The organism is Paenibacillus solani (genome assembly GCF_001277345.1).
Lineage (GTDB): Bacteria > Bacillota > Bacilli > Paenibacillales > Paenibacillaceae > Paenibacillus_AQ > Paenibacillus_AQ solani.
Genome location: NZ_LIUT01000001.1, coordinates 1,122,816 through 1,140,037, shown reverse-complemented (window position 1 = coordinate 1,140,037; position 17,222 = coordinate 1,122,816). Strand labels below are relative to the sequence as shown.

Here is a 17,222-nt window from a genome sequence, read left to right as displayed (position 1 = left end):
CTGTCTATGCATAACATCACTATACCCATTTTTTCTTTATCTCAATTCTTGTGATATAAAATAGAGTGATATTCTAAGATGACTCAACCTATTTTAAAGGCAGATCTCACTGCACTATTCAAGAAGGAGAACCCTCTCCCATGCAAATCGATGACGATGCTTTCATCCCGCTATTCAAGCGGGTCAATTCCATATTAAACCGAACCTTGAGCCGTATAGAACAACCGGAGCTGAGCATCCGGATCCATTATTGGGGATTCATGCCGCGCCACTACGACAATACAGAACACAAGCATTCTTTTTTTGAAGCATGCTATGTGTTAACAGGCAACGGAACCTATATCGAAGGCGAGACGGAGTTCCACCTCCATCCGGGCACGCTTTTTCTATCGCGGCCGGGCATCCAGCATCAAATACGAAGCAAGGACGGCTTGGCCTTATGCTATGTCTCCTTTGAACCGGAGGAAACGGCAAGCAGCGAGTTTTATGCGGGCGCGTTCCGGTTGTTGGCCAAACAAGGCATTCCGGTAGTTACAGAAGGTGCCCGGCAGGCGTCCGGATTATTATGGCTTTCGCTGTTATCACTGTTTCATACGGGTTCCGGTAATCAGCCCCCGCCGCAAATGCTGAACAGTTTGGCCGCGTCACTGATATTATCCTTTCTGGCCGTCCATGGCCCGGGCTTCCATCATGAGCCTTCCGGTGAAGAAGCAAACGATGAGGGAACCTCTATGTTTCATCAGGCCGAACTGTTTATCAAGGACAACCTCAACGAACCGCTCTCACTGGAGCGTGTGGCGGGACATCTCCACATCACGACCCGTCATTTAACCCGGTTGTTTCGCAAATACGGCCATCAATCCTTTGTTCATTATGTACAGGAGCAGCGCGTACAGCAGGCAAAGCATATGCTGCTCCATACGGATCGGCAGATTAAAGAAATTGCCGTCTGCTGCGGATTCGAGTCCGTGCATTACTTCACCAGGGTATTTACCTCCAAGCTTGGCGTAACCCCAGCCCGCTTCAGGCGCTCGCAGTTTTCGGAAGGACGCTACGACTCCGAGGTTTAGCACCAAGAGTCGCTGATGTCCTGATCGTACAAAAACACTTCCTCTTTTTATAAAGACGTATCCTCCCTTGCCTTCTACAATGAAGTCGTAACAGACATTTTCGGAAGGGAGGATACATCCAATCCATGAAACCTGCAACTGCCTTTCAATCACACCCGATCAATCCTGTGGATTTTCGCCACGAGTCCTCATTCATGAATCAGGGGATCGACGCCTGGTGCTCGCTCATCATATCGACCCATAACCAAAAATCGCAACTTCATCCCCCCGAGAATCGCGGCGTCTACATTACGCTTGACGGAACGCACGGTGCCGATTTCGATAAACTGCTGATCAAGCTTCAGCAAGCCTGCGAACAAGAGGGCATCGCCTTCTCTAGCGATTCGACGTCCCATTACGTAAAACCCGAAGCCGAGCTCCGGGCCGAGATGGCTCCTTACCTCACCGATAACCGGGCATTCGGCTATAAAGCCTCGGATGTCCGTCCCATTCAATATTTTCAGCCGGACGCCAAGGCTGCCTTGCAAAAAAGCGCGCTTCAAATTGACGCGATGTATGGCATTCACGTGCTGCACGGCCCGGGTGCCTCGCTGCTGGAAGGCAGAACTTCCGATCTTCGCTTCTACGCCGATTACTCCCGCGAAAACCAGCAGCGGCGCCATGACGAGTTTATGGGCAGCTTCGGCCTCGGCATCTCGAGCGATAAGGTTGAGACCTACAAGAACTGTCTGTTTCTCGAATGGCCCGTCTGGGAGACTTACCGCCGGGACTGGCTGGACCATCATCTCCAGCACTCGGTCAACCAAGCGTACTATATGGATTTAAATCGTCCGGAAGCTCCCGTGTGGCTGCCTGCAGCGAAATTGGCAACCGTGCTGCATCAAGCGGCTCGGCAGCCGTTTCGGGTCAAGCCGTTTTTTGCCCCGGGGATATGGGGCGGCCAATACCTTAAGGAATTGTGCGGCCTTCCCGAAGAATGGCCGAATTGCGCCTGGAGCTTTGAACCCATCGCTCCCGAGAACACGCTGCTGCTGCACGTGCAGAATGTCACCTTCGAGGTTCCATTCACTTTGTTGATGGAGGCAGCCCCCCAGGAAATTATGGGAACGCGTAATTTCGAGCTGTTCGGCGATTATTTTCCGATCCGGTTTGACTATCTGGATACGATGCAGGGCGGCGAGCTGTCGCTTCAGGTACATCCGCTGCAGGAATATGCGGAGGCGCAGTTCAATGAACATATGACACAGCAAGAGTCGTACTACATCATGCGCAATGTCCCGGGAGCCAAGGTGTATTTGGGACTGAAGGAAGGGGTTACCGGCGGACGGCTCCTCGAAGCCGTCGAGAATGCCCATCTTCAGGAAGAGCCGCTTGAGCTCTCCGACTACGTTAACGAGTACCACTCGCAAACAGGGGATCTCTTCCTTATTCCACCGGGTACGGTCCACTGCTCAGGCAGGGATAATCTCGTACTGGAAATCTCCTCGACCACCTGGTGGTTTACGTTCAAGATTTACGATTATCTGCGGCTGGACGCCGATGGCAAGCCACGCCCGATGAACCCTGAGCATGCGCGCCACAATATCAATGACGCCATGAATACGCCGGCGGTAGAGGACGGACTTATCGCCAGGCCATCCGTCGTAAGCCGTCAAGGCGGCAGCACGGAGGAACTGATGGGACAACGGGAAGATCTTCTGTTCCAGGTCAGCAGGCTGAATTTGCAGGATACGTGGAAAGCGGATACCCAAGGAGAGTTCGTTATGTACAATCTCGTGGAAGGCGACCTCGTCCGCCTTGTACCGGCAGCGGACGAGGGTAGGGCCGTTGAATGGGGCTATGCGGAATCCTACATCGTTCCGGCATGTATAGGCGAATACCGTTTGGAGAACCTGTCCGGGTCCCCATGCACATTGATTGCGGCCAGGGTCAATCCGGAATGGAATCTCCCGCTACTTCCGCCTTCCCGGAGAGCGGCAAGCGGAGCGTTTTCATGAACCGCCCTGATTGGGACGATCCGGGAAGCCCGTCTCCCCCTGCCCCCATCACCATAACGCTTGATGCCGGGGGAACCGCTTTGAAGGGAGCGCTGTTCGTGAGCGGGCAGCTTGTCCCCGGCTCGTTCTTCATCCGGCCTTCGGTATCGCAAGGAACGGCGGAGGAAGCGATCGCCAGCTTCGCCGGCGCCTGCCATGATTTGTTACGCTTTTACGCCTCGTCCTTCCGGCCGGTGGACTATCGCGATTCGATCCGGATCGGCTTTGCCTTTCCGGGGCCCTTCGATTATGCAAAAGGCGTTGCCCTTCTTCAAGGCATCGGCAAATATGAAGGGCTGTACAAGCTGCCCGCTCGGGATCTGCTCCGTTCGAGGTTTCAGAGCCTCAAGCCATCCTTTCCGGGTGCCATGATGAATCGTTTGACCGCTGCCGATATCCGGTTCGGAAACGACGCCTTCATGTTCGGGCTAGGCGCCTCCATCCGGTTCCCGACGGAACGTCTCCTATGCCTAACGCTCGGTACGGGCCTCGGCTCTGCCTTTGTGGAGAATGGCCGGATCGCAGCCGGCAAGGACGGTATCCCTGGCAGCGGCATGCTGTATGCGGAGCCTTACCGGGACCACATCGTGGACAGCTATTTTGGGAGAAGAGGCATTCTGAGGATGGCCTCGGAGCGAGGACTTCTGACGGACGGAATCGACGTAGCCGATCTGGCTGAAGCGGCAACCCAAGGTAATGGGCAGGCCCGCGATTTATTCCGGGAATACGGCAGCAATCTGGGAGAAATGCTGCGGCCCTACCTATCCGGATTCCGGCCGGACCGCCTGGTGCTGGGCGGACAAATCTCGGGCAGCCTTCCCTTATGGGAAAGGGATATGCAGCTGGCCTTGGGTACGCACACCGTTCCAATTGACTGTCTTAAGGACGGGACGGCCGCTGTGTTTTACGGCATTGAGAAGCTGTTTGACGATACGGCAAGTGAACGATCCGCTCCATATTATCATTAGGAGGTCCTATCATATGAACAAGAACATATCACTCCAAGGAAGCCATAGACCCGCCCGTCCCTGGACGATCTATACCATCCATCATTCTCACACGGATATCGGTTACACCGAGCGCCAGGAGCGGATCGAGCAGTACCATGTCGATTTTATCCGCCAGGCTCTGGGCATTGCGGATGCCGCACACCGCAGGGAGCGTCCGGAATGGGAATCGTTCCGCTGGACTTGCGAAACCTTCTGGGCGGTTGAGAAATTCCTCGAATCGGCCACAACGGAAGAAAAAGAGGCTTTTCAGCAAGCGGTAATCCGCGGTGATATCGAATTGTCCGGAACCTATCTCAACATGACGGAGCTTCCGGACTTCGACCTCCTTCTGCGCAATCACGGCAAGGCACAAAGATATGCGGAGACTTTCGGACATCGGATCGACAGCGCCATGACCGCCGACATCAATGGGTACAGCTGGGGTTATGCGGAAAGCCTGCTGCAAAACAACATCGAGCATCTGTTTTCCTGCATCCATACACACCACGGCATGTATCCGCTGGGCCGCAAACAAACCCCTTTCTGGTGGGAAAGCCAAAACGGCGGCAGGCTGCTCGTATGGAACGGCGAGCATTACATGTTCGGCAACGAGCTCGGGTTCTGCCCTGACGCACTTGGCAAATACATCATCAAGGATGAGCTTCAGCATAATCTGATGGAGCCCCAGGAGCGGCATAACGACATTGCTGCCCTGCGGATTAACCGGTATTTATGGAATCTCGAGCAGGAGTCCTACCCGTATTCCTTCGTTCCCGTCATGGTCTCCGGCCTGGGCACGGACAATGCGTCCCCGAATGCCGATATCGCAGAGTGGATAAGCGCGTGGAATAAACAATACGGCGACCAAATCACGATAAAAATGGCCACGCTCTCCGAATTTTTCGCGGCATTGAAGTTGGAAGACCTGTCCTCGCTCCCGGTGCACCGCGGGGATTGGCCGGACTGGTGGACCGATGGGGTCGCCTCCACGGCGATGCATACCCAGATTTACCGGGATGCCCAGCGCACGCTTCGCAAAGTCAAGCGTCTCGATCCGGGCCATGTTGCGGCAAGCCTCGCCGAGATCGAGGAGGCCTCGCAGGCGCTGACCATGTACGCCGAGCATACCTGGGGCTACCATTCCTCCGTGTATGAGCCTTGGCATCCGCAGGTGCAGATGCTGGAGGTGCGGAAGCAAGCCTATGCGGCCGAAGCCAGCAAGCTGGCCTACCGGGCACTGGACCAAGCGCTCGCGGCCCGTCATGGCGCGCTGCTTGCCCCCCATCGTCCCTTGCGCTACGAGGTGATCAACACGGAACCGGCCGCGGCGACGCTGCAGGTTGCCATACCGCTGGATGGCTGGGAACACGTGATTTTGAAGAAAACGTTCGAGCTCATCGACGAATCGACCGGGCAGCGGCTTCCGTACCAATTGACACATACGGGGGCGCTTGTCACGCAGCTCTCACTTGAACCGGATGAGTCCCGGATCCTGTACATCCATCCGCACGAAACGCCAGATGCATTCTCTGCTTCCGGGAACATGGCGACCGCGCGGAATACTGAACCGATCGCATGCGAAGGCATTGCCGACATTTGGACCCAGCCCTTGACGCCCTATCCGATCGTGGTGGGCAAGAGTTCGCTCGAATCCGACTTTTTCCGGATCGAATGGGAAATGAACAAAGGCATTACGGCCTGGATCGATAAGACACGCTCGGCGGACCTGCTGGACGGCAAACGCGAGCACGGGGCATTCACTCCTGTCTACGAGGTGACGCCGGCACAGGATGAGCATAATCCATCCGAAATATGCTCGACCCGCCGCCGCATGGGACGCAACCGGAAGGGCACCAACGTCCAGCGGGATGCCGGGCGCTTAACCCGCGCGACCGTGCTGGACAACGGACCGCTGTTTGCCCTGGTCGAGCTGGTGTTCGACGTGATGGGACTCAGCTACTATGCTCTCCACATCAAAATGTTTGCGAACAAGTCTCGTGTCGAGGTGTCCGTCCGCTTCCACAAGGACAGCGTTTGGCTGCCGGAAAATGTCTATGTGGCACTGCCGTTCTCGCTGGGTACGGAAGCCGAGTTATACGCCGAAAAAGCCGGATGCCATATCCGGCCTTGGAAGGATCAGATTCCCGGAAGCTGCCTCGATTACACCAGCGTGCAGGAGGGAATATTCTGGCACTTGGCTAAAGACCGCGAAGCGCTGACCCTGTCCATGACTGACACGCCGCTCGTCCAGCTCGGAACGCTGGAGCACGGGCCGCGCCAGCTTCACACCATGCAGCCGCCGGACAGCCGTCCCTCCACGTATGCCTGGATATTGACGAACTATTGGGAGACTAATTTCAAGGCTACGCTCGGCGGCTTCTATGAATTCCGCTATGCGGTAGAACGCCATCGCCAGCTGGACTCCCAGCAAACGGCGATGACGCTACACGCTTCAACCGGACAATTCACGGTCCATCGGATCAAATAAGTCAATATACAAAACAGCTGCCCCATAAATAAGTAGGGTTGCTCACTTGACGGATGGTTCGTCAGATTAAAAAATGTGTCAAATGAAGAAATGGCGGTGCTCAGGATATTATCCTTGCGCCGCCATTTCTTGCTTTTCAGTTCGAGAGGAATAGATCCGTCGTGAGTAGGCATAAATGATGAGTAACACTTCCATTTTACCAAGAGACGATTTCTTTTCGTATGTCTAATTAAAGTTGGGAATCTGCACAACATAGCGGAGAGGACGAAACGATTCCGGACAAGCGTGAGCGGTTGCCTTTGTCCCCGAATTTCATCCTTGTTTAGAACCGTTCCAAGAAATTTGGGGGCAACAGCGATGGGAGGAACGATTCGTACATGGAGCGTCTCCTAACAGAAAAAGAGGGCATCCCGCCAGATCTAAGATCTTTTGGGACACCCTCGTTCTCATTGATATAAGGAGGCGGCCTGTCGATCCGGCCTCTCCTGTCTTTTGATTATTCGGTTATGGCGGGATTACGTCCAAGCCCACATGAATCCATCACGATCCCAGGCAATCCGCCCGCCATGCAGTTTGCGGAATGCTTTTTTCACGTCCTTGGACAGCGAAGCATTTCCATTCTCGTTAACGAAAACAAACTCTTCGCCAAAGTTCTCACGTACATAGCGAATAGCCTCCGTCTGATACAGATTACCTGTAAAGCGGATTTCCTCCACCATCCATTCGGCCACCTGCTGTGCTGTATATGTCATATTTACATCTGTCCCTTCTGTTCAAGCACCCACGATAACTGGTTCTTAATTTAATACACTAAGGCCCTATTATTCCCCAATCTTCACAGGCACACCCGTTTCGGCTGATTGTAAAGCGGCGCAGGTAATTTCCAGCGTTTTGTAAGCATCCTCATAGGTAGATAAGATTCCCGAGGCGTCGCCTGTACGAACTGCATGGATGAAAGCTTCATTCTCTCGAAGATAAGGATTAGTGGTATTTCGGTATTCCGTTGTCTTTCCTTTCTCCTTCACCAGGAGTTTATCGGAATGAATCTCAATGACTCCCTGCTCCGTATAGATGGCAAGTCCTATCTTCTCCGCTTCCGGCAATAGGCAGGTATTGGAGATTGTTGCCACTGCACCGCTCTTTAACTTCAACGTAGCAGTACCCACATCATGTACCGTCACGCCTTCATGCAGGTCCTTCATGGCTCTATGAGCAAAAGCCGCATACACCTCATCCACTTCACCCAGCAGGCAGCGAAGCAAGTCGACTATATGGGTTGTCTGCTCAATAAATTGTCCACCGGAGCCTGCCTGCTGCCTCCACCAGTACACTTGCGGCATGTCTCCCATCCAGTAGCCAAGTGCCATTCCAATCCTCCGGCCTTCTAATATCTCGGCTGCCTTGATGGCTGCATCCGTATAACGAAAATGATACCCGGCCGATGTTATTAAACCGGACTTCTTGATCTCAAGCATAATCTGCCTTGGTTTGTCCAGATTCGTGCCTAGCGGTTTCTCTACCAAAAAAGGAATACCTCTTTGCACAAGCTGAGATTCAATTTCCCCATGCGCAAATGGTGGAACACAGACATAGACCGCATCAGGCTTGGTTTCATCCAGCATCTGCTCCACATTGCTATATGCCCTGGCGGCGCCATATCCCTGAACCGCTTGCTCCGCTTTCTCCTGACTGGTTCCAACAAAGGCCGCAATCTGCACTCCGTCCATGCTGGATAGTAAGTCTGCATGGACTTTGCTAAACCAGCCTGTGCCTATGATTCCGATTCGTAATGTCATGTGCTCTTAAGAACCTCCCCTCCAATTAGAGAAGCTGTAGTTAACAGTTTCTGTCATAGATACATAGATACATAGATACATAGATACATAGATACATAGATACATAAACGTATAATCTCCACGAACCCATTCTCATCAGCTTCCAGTATGATCTCATTATCCAACGAACGAACTGGTGACTCCAGAATACACCATACCGGCTTATCGTTCCAATCATAAGCCACCTTATTCATAATAAATAGGGCTGCTTACCGGTCATTCTGCCGGGAAGCAGCCCTTGTCGTTATTTAAACATCATCCATATGACAACAAACGCAATTAAAGAAACCAAGTAAATGACAAGCAGCTTCGTGAGATTGGTTTTCGTTTTCCGCTCATAATTCGGGTTTGCCTTCTTATTCTCCTGGGATAATCCTACGAGAAGCGTAGAGACCCCTCCAATCAATGCTAATGCGATGACGATAATATACATAACCAACCACAAACAACCCCATTCGATTATTCATTATATATTCTATTATAGAACCTGAGGCTTCAGGATCAATCCATACTTATCATGAATTTGTTATTTCTGCCTCATTATAATGAACAATCTGCCAATGCACACCATCCAATTGAGCGGTTGTTGAGACCATCCAATTGGCTGCTTCACCACCATCCAATTGTTGCACATCTAATCACGCGTTATCCATTGATGCAGCCGCTTCAAGGCGTCTTCGGCTTCAGGCATCGGAAAAAGAGGCCACACATGCATCATGTTTTCGCACTCCCAATACTCGGTGTCGACGCCTTCGCTGATCAACTTATCGCGCAGCAAACGGGCGTCCGGCAGCAGACAATCATCGGTTCCAATGAGAATGACCGTACGGGGCAGGTTCTTCATTTCGCCAAATAAGGGGCTGACCGCAGGATCGTCCATCGGAAGGCTGCCTGCATACATTTTACCAACCTCACTGAGCCCGGCTGGCTGCAGAAAGACGTCGCGCTGCGGTATCCCGAGCTCGCTAATAACCGGATTATTTGTAGCTACATCCACCCAGGGCGAGAGGAGAATCAAGCGCTTTGGCTGCTGCGGTGTTCCCTTGACCGACTGGGCCATATCGAGAGCCAGCGCACCACCGGCTGAATCGCCCATCAGAAATACCGGTCCCCGTGCCTGAGGGCATACGAACTTGTAAAATTCACGCATCAGACCTGTCAGATCCTTCGCATCTGTGGCTGGCACGGTGGGATAATTAGGCAGGATTACCGTTTGTCCGGTTTGCTTCGTCCATTGTTTGGCAAAGGCGAAATGCGGCGGAAGAATCTCTTCGATGTAGGCTCCGCCGTGCAAATATATGACGGTTCCCTTTTCTATCGCGCCATACGAGATATAGTAATTCATACGCAAGCCCGAGCCGCTCTGAAAGCAGCGGGTTTCAAATCCTTCCTGTTCCTCCGAAAGCGCTGGGTAAGGAGGCAGTGTCTCGATATATTGCCTGATCGTTTGAAGACTTTCCCATTTTTGGTGGAACTCCTCAGCGGTCAACAGCTCTTTAATAGCCAAACTCTCTTTGCTCGGCATAGGTATTCTCCCCTTTGTCGGACGTTATAAATGAATGAATAAGTTAGCGTGTCCGAGTTCAATATAGCACGTATTGTCGTATTCTCACTGTGGCAATTGATACAGATAGGGGAAATAAAAATATGAAAAGCCTAAAGCAACTCAAAATGATATGATTAAGATAATAGACGAAATACAACCCTGAATGAATAGGCTACGAAAGGATGAAGAAGGTGTGGAAACCGGATCGCAACAGCACAGATCCACTATATCAGCAAATTGCTAATGATCTGGAACAAAGAATATCTTACGGTGAGTTTCCGCCAGGCAGCCTGCTCCCATCCGAACGAAAGCTGGCGGAGCAGTTAGGAGTTAATCGAAGCACGGTGGTTCTGGCTTATTCGGAACTTCGGGCACTTGGCATTATAGAGAGCCGCTCCGGAAGCGGCACACGAGTTAGCAGCTCCAAGTGGGGAGCTACGCCAAAGCACACGCCGAATTGGCACCGGTATGCGAAAGGAGGCAGCTTCCTGCCGAACCCCCCTTTTCTAAGACGGATTCGGGAAGCCTTGGCACAGGACCCCAACCTCATTGATTTTGCCAGTGGAGAGCTAGCCAGTGATTTGGTGCCTGTCCAGGAAATGAATGCTTTGATGAGCCAGAACCCCAGTATGACTTACTTCGGATATGTCAATCCGCAAGGATATGGTCCCCTTAGACAGGCGTTGGTTCGATATCTCGCACAGTATCGCGGAATCCATACAACGGAGTCGTCTATTCTGATCACGTCAGGATCCCAGCAATCGTTATATCTTATTACGCAATGCCTGCTGTCACCAGGTGATGCCGTGGCAATCGAAGATCCTTCTTATTGTTATTCACTGCCGATGTTTCAATCTGCCGGTCTTCGATTGTTCAGGCTTCCTGTCGATGAACGTGGAGTTCAGCCGGAAGATATCCGCTCCCTGTACAAGAAACACCGGATCAAGATGATCTTCATTAATCCAAATTTCCAGAACCCGACAGGTACGCTCATGGATCAGGAGAGGAGAGCCCAACTGCTGAATACGGCAAGTGAACTGGGGCTTCCGATCGTAGAGGATGATCCCTACAGTTTAACAGCCTACCAATGTGAGCCACCTGCCCCCTTAAAATCTGCAGATACGCTGGGATCTGTGCTGTACATTGGATCTTTCTCGAAAATGGCTGCTTCCGGCCTTCGTGTAGGCTGGATGGTTGCCCCGAATTCTGTGGTAGAGCGGCTCGCAGATGCCAGGCAGCAGATGGATTTCGGATTGAGTGTGGTTCCGCAAAGTCTGGCCGGACAGTTTCTTGCCTCTTCCTATTTTGCGCCTCACCTCGATAGGCTGAGGATGAACCTGCTGTACAAACGAGATTTGCTGATTGAGGCTCTTCGGAAAGAGCTGCAGGATCTCGTCGAATTCCATGTGCCTGAAGGCGGCCATCATCTCTGGTGCCGAATCGTACCCGAGGTTAACGACAGCAAGCTGCTGGAGGCTTCCATTCAGAACGGTGTCATTGTTGCACCGGGAAGCGTATACGGTTCAACAACGGGGTATGTGCGATTCACATTTGCTCGTGCAAGAGCCGAGGATATTCCAATCGGAATATCCAAATTCGCTCAAGCGCTGGGCGCTACAATTAAATAGGTCGGTAAAAGAAGTCTGTACCAGTCATAAGCGATACCAACCTCCACAACAATTTACACTCACAGCAGTCCATCAGCAGCACACTCAATTCGATCCAAAATCATTGGTACATAATAGGGTCTTGAGCTGCTGTTGACGGCTGCTCGAGTAGGGTTCAACCAAACTTCTTCTAACGGTACTCCCCATACATAAACCAATGCTTGCCTCATCTATCGTAATATAATTTTATCCATATATATTAACGGCGTTCTCACCCGGCACCCTATACCTCATGCTTGTCATGGCAGATTGCCCAGTAATTGCAGAGACGATTCATTTCCTATTTAATAAATTCTGTATATCCTAAAAACTTGGAATCTCATTAATACCACATCGTATTTTGACATATCCGATACATGCAATGAATAATGACATCAACTTAATTTCTATTCATGTCTCAATCCTACCCTCGATCCCAAGACGATACTCATTCGGTGTCACGCCTACCCACTTGGCAAATACTTTATTAAAGTACCTTCGATCCAAGTAACCTACAGTTTTACTAATGGTCGAAATGCTCTGTCCTGTGTTAAGAAGCATCGATTTAGCCCATTCGATTCTTATACCTGTTAGGTGCTCAACAAAAGTCTCGTTAAAGTGTTGTTTAAACAGGACGCAGAAATGACTGGAACTTAAACCCAGATAACTAGCCACTTCTTCAACGCTTAGATCGCTTGAAGCGTTCTTTGCAATGTAATCTTTGGCCGCATCCATTAGCATTTGATTCGATTTATGACTTACTTTCATCTTCGCGGCGACATTAATCATTCGGTTCAGCATAGCGATCAATTCCTTCACCGACGAGGGTGATTCCAGACAGGCCCAAACCGCCCGTTCTTCAGCCTGATCAGTTCTATTCATTTCCTTCAGTTCACGCAGTAAATGAAGGACCAGAAAATGCAGAATCTTCTCCAGCTTTGCTGAAGACACACTCTTGAATTCACGAACAAGCATCGTGTGCGCCTGAGCAACTTTTTTAGAATCACACCGTTTCAAGGCCACTATAATATCCTCAATAAGTTCCCAAAACGATAAGGCAGCAACTTCCTTTTCAAGTTCTGATGAGAAGGAAACGATCTGTATTTGTTCAGTGGATAATTGGATTTCTCTCTGAAGGCCCTTATAGACTCGGCCTAACTCTCCAACCGGCACGTAATCGGGATAATACCCCACTCGAATAGACAGTCCCGTCTCTTGCACTACGCTTTCAATACATTGATGTGCCATATTCAGGGCCTCATCCATTTTAAATGCTGAGCTTGGACCCGAACCGCGAATGAGGATGCACCACTCACCCTCTCTGGTTTGCACAACCGAATAATCCGGATAATGACCGGACAGGACCTGCTGAAGCACGTTCCTGACGTCCTTTTGCTTCTGCTGTTCTTGCTGCCCCCCATGTTCCTCATGGGAAACGAATCTTTCCTGGTCGGCCAGTAAAAAAATGTAGGATGACTCCTCCCAATTTACATCGATATGAGAATATTCAGGCCGCAGATGTGATGTTGTATCCTCAAATAAAATATCCGTAATTATCTTTTCATAGATCATGCCCTGCATGTACTTGAATTGCTTTTCCTTCTGCGTATGTTCCTCCTTAATCTCACGGATCCGGCTGCCTGTCTCCGCAATGACTTTGTTAAGTTCATTGTAATTAATCGGCTTTAACAGAAGATCCTTCGCTCCGAACTGAAGCGCCTTTCTCGCATATTCAAATTCAGCAAACCCTGTCAGCATAATAACAGAGGACTCAATCTCAAGTTCATTTAACTTTTGAAGGAAGGTCAGTCCATCCATTTTCGGCATCCGGATATCACACAGGATCAAATCAGGATTGTACTCTTTTACCATATCCAAAGCGATCAGACCATTTTGAGCAGAACCAACGAGCTCAAATTGATGCTGCTGCCACGGTATGATCGCCGAAAGATTTTCCACAATTAAAGGTTCGTCATCGATGAGCAATGCTCGAAGCATTATAGCAAGTCCCCTCTTCTTTTAGGAATCAAACATTGAATTACTGTCCCTTGTCCTTCAAGACTGCATATGAACATGCCGTATCCTTTCCCATAATGCAAACGCAATCGATCAGCCACATTCATGACGCCAACTCCTCCACGGAGGGTGTCAGGCTGCTTCAGACCATTATGCTCAGTTGCAGACTTTCGGAAGTGGAAGGATTGCAGTGTTGCATTGCTTATGCCTGTACCGTTATCCTCGACCCATATTCGTAAGCATGCCCCGTGTTCTTCTATCCGGACGGTAATGTATCCCCTATGCTCAATATCCTCTAAACCATGCTGAATACTGTTCTCCACCAAGGGTTGAAGGGTAAACTTCAAAATAGAATATTGGCCTAATTCAGGCGGCATTTGGACCTCATAATCAAACAGATGACCAAATCTGACTTTTTGGATTTCAAAATAATTGAGTAAATACCCGATCTCCTGTTCCAGGGTTATTTCCACTTGCTCCTGAAAGCTTAGATGTAAATTCTCGCCCAAGCGATAAACCATCTGGCTTACCTTTTCCTTCTCCCCGCGCATATTCAAAGCATTGATCGATTCGAGCGTATTCATAATAAAATGCGGTTTGATCTGTGCTTGAAGCAGCATAAGCTCAGCCTTGTTCTTTCTTGACTGCTCTTGCTTGACTTCCTCAATCAGCACGCCGACCCTCTCCGCGAGCCGATTCAAGCTTCGGGCCAGCGATCCGGTTTCATCCCGGTTATCCAGCTTCACTCTTGCGCTGAGGTCACCGATCTCGATCAGCTTCATCGTATTCATCATTCGAATAATAAACCGGATGTAGCGATTTACAAAAGCGATATTAAAAAATAAAGACAACAGCAGAATAATCGTAATCACGAGCCCAACTAACCGGATAATCGAGCCGGTTTCACCGGTCACATACTCCATTGGAATGACCGTCACAAGGGATAGATGCTCAATTCCCAGATCCTTCATTTCCAGCGGCTGAACCGTAAGCAGACTCTCCGTGCCTGCGAACTCCAGCGGAGTGCCGCGGATCTCCCTGCCAATATCAAACCTCCCCGTCATACTCTCATAAATGTTCGAACCCTCCAGCAGCTCCTGGTTATCATAAACGATAAGTCCTTCTGAATTTACAAGCAGAAAATGATTCGGAATGTCCATTTGATTCGAGTAGAAGCTGAACAGATTGTTCAGTTCTTTGAAATCATATTGAAGGCTCACATAACCAATCGGTTCCTGCCGGTTAAGATCGTTAATAACTCTTAATTGTGTGAAAAATCGTGAAGATCTTGTTATCTCTCCATGTTCATAAGGGGCCAGCCATTTGGAAATGCCGCGCCGGGAGTTGATTTCAGAGCCTATCCCGGATTGTTCCAGCTCATCCATCGAAATCGGATATGCATCCGATTTCGAACGGCTAAAAGCTGCTCCATCAAGTGTGTAGAGGGTTACGGTATCAAGCGGGCCATACATAAGAAATGTCTGGTTTAGTATGCTGGGCACAACGGCAATATCCCGCTCTTCCGGAAAAGTATTCAGAAAATCCTGAACTCGGCTGTTCAGCATAGACTGATCCGAGGACGCCGTAGCATCTTTGAATATGGTCGCAATGTTTCTCGAGACGGATGAATTGACCAGCTGCGACTGTTCAGTATACTTTTTCTGCAGCACGGTTTGCAGCATGACAGAACCAACGACCCCAATCACGATAATCGGGATGATGATCAGAGTAACGTAACCAAGCAGTACTTTATTGCGTATGCTCATGCCATATAACGCGCCCCTTTCGCTGCACTAAGAATCAGCCTTTCAAACTCCCGGCGGTCAAGCCATCAATAATTTTATCCTGCAAAATCACATAGACGACAACGACAGGTATAACGCTGTACATCGTAGCAGCGAATAATCCGCCATAGTTGGTGTTCAGCATATCTTTAAAAGCGGCTACGCCAACGGCAAGCGTTCGCAAGCTCTCTTTAGAAAGCAGCAGATTCGCCATGATGAACTCATTCCAATTATTCAGATAGTTTACGATAAATACAGATACGAGCGCGGGAAGACAGATCGGGAACACGATCCGGAAGAACAAGCCGAATATGTTCAACCCGTCCATAACCGCCGCTTCTTCAAGCTCCTTGGACATTGCACTCATGAATGCCTTAATGATCATGACAGAGATCGCCAGACCAAATGTGGCATACGGAAAAATCAATGATAAGTAAGTATCGTAGATCTGAAATCCGAAATAGTTCTCGAAGTTTCGCACGAATGCGTATAATGGTACCAATATCGTAGCACCAGGAACCATAATCGCCAAGAGTAACACGGTCATGATCGCCTGATTGATTCGTTTGTACGGGATGCGGACCAAGGCGTAAGCCGTCATCGCAGCCATAACGACCGTCGCTGCGCTCGCAATGATACTGACGATAAAGCTGTTGGCCAGATAAACATTTACATTCGATGTATTCCACGCATCAATATAATTCTGAATGGTAAAATTTTTGATCGGTGCAAACGGATACGAAATAATATCAACATGGCGTTTGAATGAGTTCTGGAACGCCCACAGTAAAGGATATAAGGAAATAAGTACGTAGCCCATCAACACAATATGAATCCATGGACTGTCTTTTTGCTTCCGCTCTCTTCCCGTCATCAACTTCATTCTCAGACCTCCTCCAGCTTCTTCGTTATAAAACTGGTGATGCCTGTCAGAATCACTGTGAATATAACCATGATGAAAGCAATGGTATTGGCATAACCGGATTCCAGATACTGAAAGCCCACTCGGTACATGTACGTAGCCATGACATCCGTTAACCCTGCGGGACCTCCTCCTGTCATGACCATGACAATATCGAGTGTTTTTAGAGAGCCGGCAACTTTTAGCAATACAATCACGGAAATAATCGGCTTAATCATCGGTAATGTGATGTGGATCGCCCTCTGAAAGAAGTTTGCTCCATCCACTTGTGCCGCTTCTTGAATCTCCTTGGAAATTCCATATATAGCTGCAAGCGCAAGCACGATATAGAAGCCGACGTTAGCCCAAGCATTCGCCACCAGTATGGACAAGAGGGCGGTGTGATCATCCGCAAGCCAGGCTTTGACCCAATGATCGAATCCGATCCCTCGAAGAATCAGATTAAGCAAACCGATCTCAGGATGAAACACAACGAATGACCATAACACCGCAACGACGGGTGTCGAGAGAATGGCAGGCATGAAAAATGTCGTTTTGTAGAATCCCGAGAATCGTCTTACCTCCGATATCAAAATTGCAGAACCCAATATAATAGGGAGCTGTACCAGGAGGGCAAACCCTGTAAAAGCCAGGTTATTTAACAACGATCGGTACAACTGCTCATCGGCCAAGGCTCTCTTGAAATTGTCTAATCCGTTGAACACGGGGGCCGATAGACCATCCCACTCCGAAAACGCATACATAACCGTGGACGACAGTGGATAGAGATAGAATACACTATACAATAAGAGCGTCGGAATGATAAATACTAAAAAGGCTGCAGGATTTCTGAACGTTCGATTCATTGTACTCCCCTCCGATCCTGTAATCAGCAAGGGCATCACCGCTAA

At 49.8% G+C, this 17,222-nt stretch carries 13 protein-coding genes; 5 read left to right on the top strand and 8 right to left on the bottom strand.

From position 1 onward, the window contains the following. The first annotated feature begins 140 nt into the window (after positions 1-140). The 4 genes from AM231_RS05000 to AM231_RS04985 all read left to right on the top strand — a co-directional run bounded on the left by AM231_RS05000 (position 141) and on the right by AM231_RS04985 (position 6,583). Positions 141-1,070, top strand: a complete 930-nt coding sequence (locus AM231_RS05000; RefSeq protein ID WP_054401555.1) for an AraC family transcriptional regulator — start codon at positions 141-143, stop codon at positions 1,068-1,070. A 125-nt stretch (positions 1,071-1,195) separates the two neighbouring features. Beyond that, complete coding sequence (locus AM231_RS04995) at positions 1,196-3,067, top strand: class I mannose-6-phosphate isomerase (protein WP_054401554.1); 1,872 nt, start codon at positions 1,196-1,198, stop codon at positions 3,065-3,067. Beyond that, positions 3,064-4,074: an ROK family protein gene (locus tag AM231_RS04990; RefSeq protein WP_054401553.1), complete on the top strand. Its 1,011-nt coding sequence runs from the start codon at positions 3,064-3,066 to the stop codon at positions 4,072-4,074. The genes AM231_RS04995 and AM231_RS04990 overlap by 4 nt, the downstream gene beginning before the upstream one ends. A 13-nt stretch (positions 4,075-4,087) precedes the next feature. Beyond that, complete coding sequence (locus AM231_RS04985; RefSeq protein WP_054401552.1) at positions 4,088-6,583, top strand: glycoside hydrolase family 38 N-terminal domain-containing protein; 2,496 nt, start codon at positions 4,088-4,090, stop codon at positions 6,581-6,583. 515 nt (positions 6,584-7,098) lie between these two features. Here the strand turns inward: AM231_RS04985 and AM231_RS04980 are convergent. From AM231_RS04980 to AM231_RS04965, 4 genes are all read right to left on the bottom strand, one after another. After that, complete coding sequence (locus AM231_RS04980; protein WP_041621962.1) at positions 7,099-7,335, bottom strand: DUF6953 family protein; 237 nt, start codon at positions 7,333-7,335, stop codon at positions 7,099-7,101. Positions 7,336-7,404: 69 nt separating this feature from the next. Then, positions 7,405-8,379 carry a Gfo/Idh/MocA family protein gene (locus tag AM231_RS04975; protein ID WP_053488936.1) on the bottom strand — a complete coding sequence of 325 codons (975 nt, stop codon included), beginning with the start codon at positions 8,377-8,379 and terminating at the stop codon, positions 7,405-7,407. Between the two features lie 283 nt (positions 8,380-8,662). Beyond that, on the bottom strand, positions 8,663-8,851 hold the full coding sequence (locus AM231_RS04970; protein ID WP_054403536.1) for a hypothetical protein: 189 nt from the start codon (positions 8,849-8,851) through the stop codon (positions 8,663-8,665). A 201-nt stretch (positions 8,852-9,052) separates the two neighbouring features. Next, positions 9,053-9,943: an alpha/beta hydrolase gene (locus AM231_RS04965; RefSeq protein WP_054401551.1), complete on the bottom strand. Its 891-nt coding sequence runs from the start codon at positions 9,941-9,943 to the stop codon at positions 9,053-9,055. A 212-nt stretch (positions 9,944-10,155) separates the two neighbouring features. On the opposite strand from AM231_RS04965, the gene pdxR reads away from it, so the two are divergent. Beyond that, entirely contained in the window at positions 10,156-11,592 is a 1,437-nt protein-coding gene (gene pdxR / locus AM231_RS04960; RefSeq protein ID WP_054401550.1) for a MocR-like pyridoxine biosynthesis transcription factor PdxR, read from the top strand. Between the two features lie 429 nt (positions 11,593-12,021). On the opposite strand, the gene AM231_RS04955 is transcribed toward pdxR, so the two are convergent. Genes AM231_RS04955 through AM231_RS04940 form a run of 4 tightly spaced genes read right to left on the bottom strand, consistent with a single transcriptional unit; the run spans position 12,022 to position 17,177 of the window. Further along, positions 12,022-13,608 (bottom strand): response regulator, encoded by a 1,587-nt coding sequence (locus AM231_RS04955; RefSeq protein ID WP_054401549.1) that lies wholly within the window; start codon positions 13,606-13,608, stop codon positions 12,022-12,024. Further along, positions 13,608-15,392 carry a cache domain-containing sensor histidine kinase gene (locus AM231_RS04950; protein ID WP_054401548.1) on the bottom strand — a complete coding sequence of 595 codons (1,785 nt, stop codon included), beginning with the start codon at positions 15,390-15,392 and terminating at the stop codon, positions 13,608-13,610. Before AM231_RS04950 ends, AM231_RS04955 begins: the two co-directional genes overlap by 1 nt. A 34-nt stretch (positions 15,393-15,426) precedes the next feature. After that, the gene (locus tag AM231_RS04945) at positions 15,427-16,293 is read right to left on the bottom strand and encodes a carbohydrate ABC transporter permease (RefSeq protein WP_242615071.1); all 867 of its coding nucleotides are present in this window, start codon (positions 16,291-16,293) and stop codon (positions 15,427-15,429) included. Between the two features lie 2 nt (positions 16,294-16,295). Beyond that, positions 16,296-17,177, bottom strand: a complete 882-nt coding sequence (locus AM231_RS04940; protein WP_054401547.1) for a carbohydrate ABC transporter permease — start codon at positions 17,175-17,177, stop codon at positions 16,296-16,298. Between the last annotated feature and the right edge of the window lie 45 nt (positions 17,178-17,222).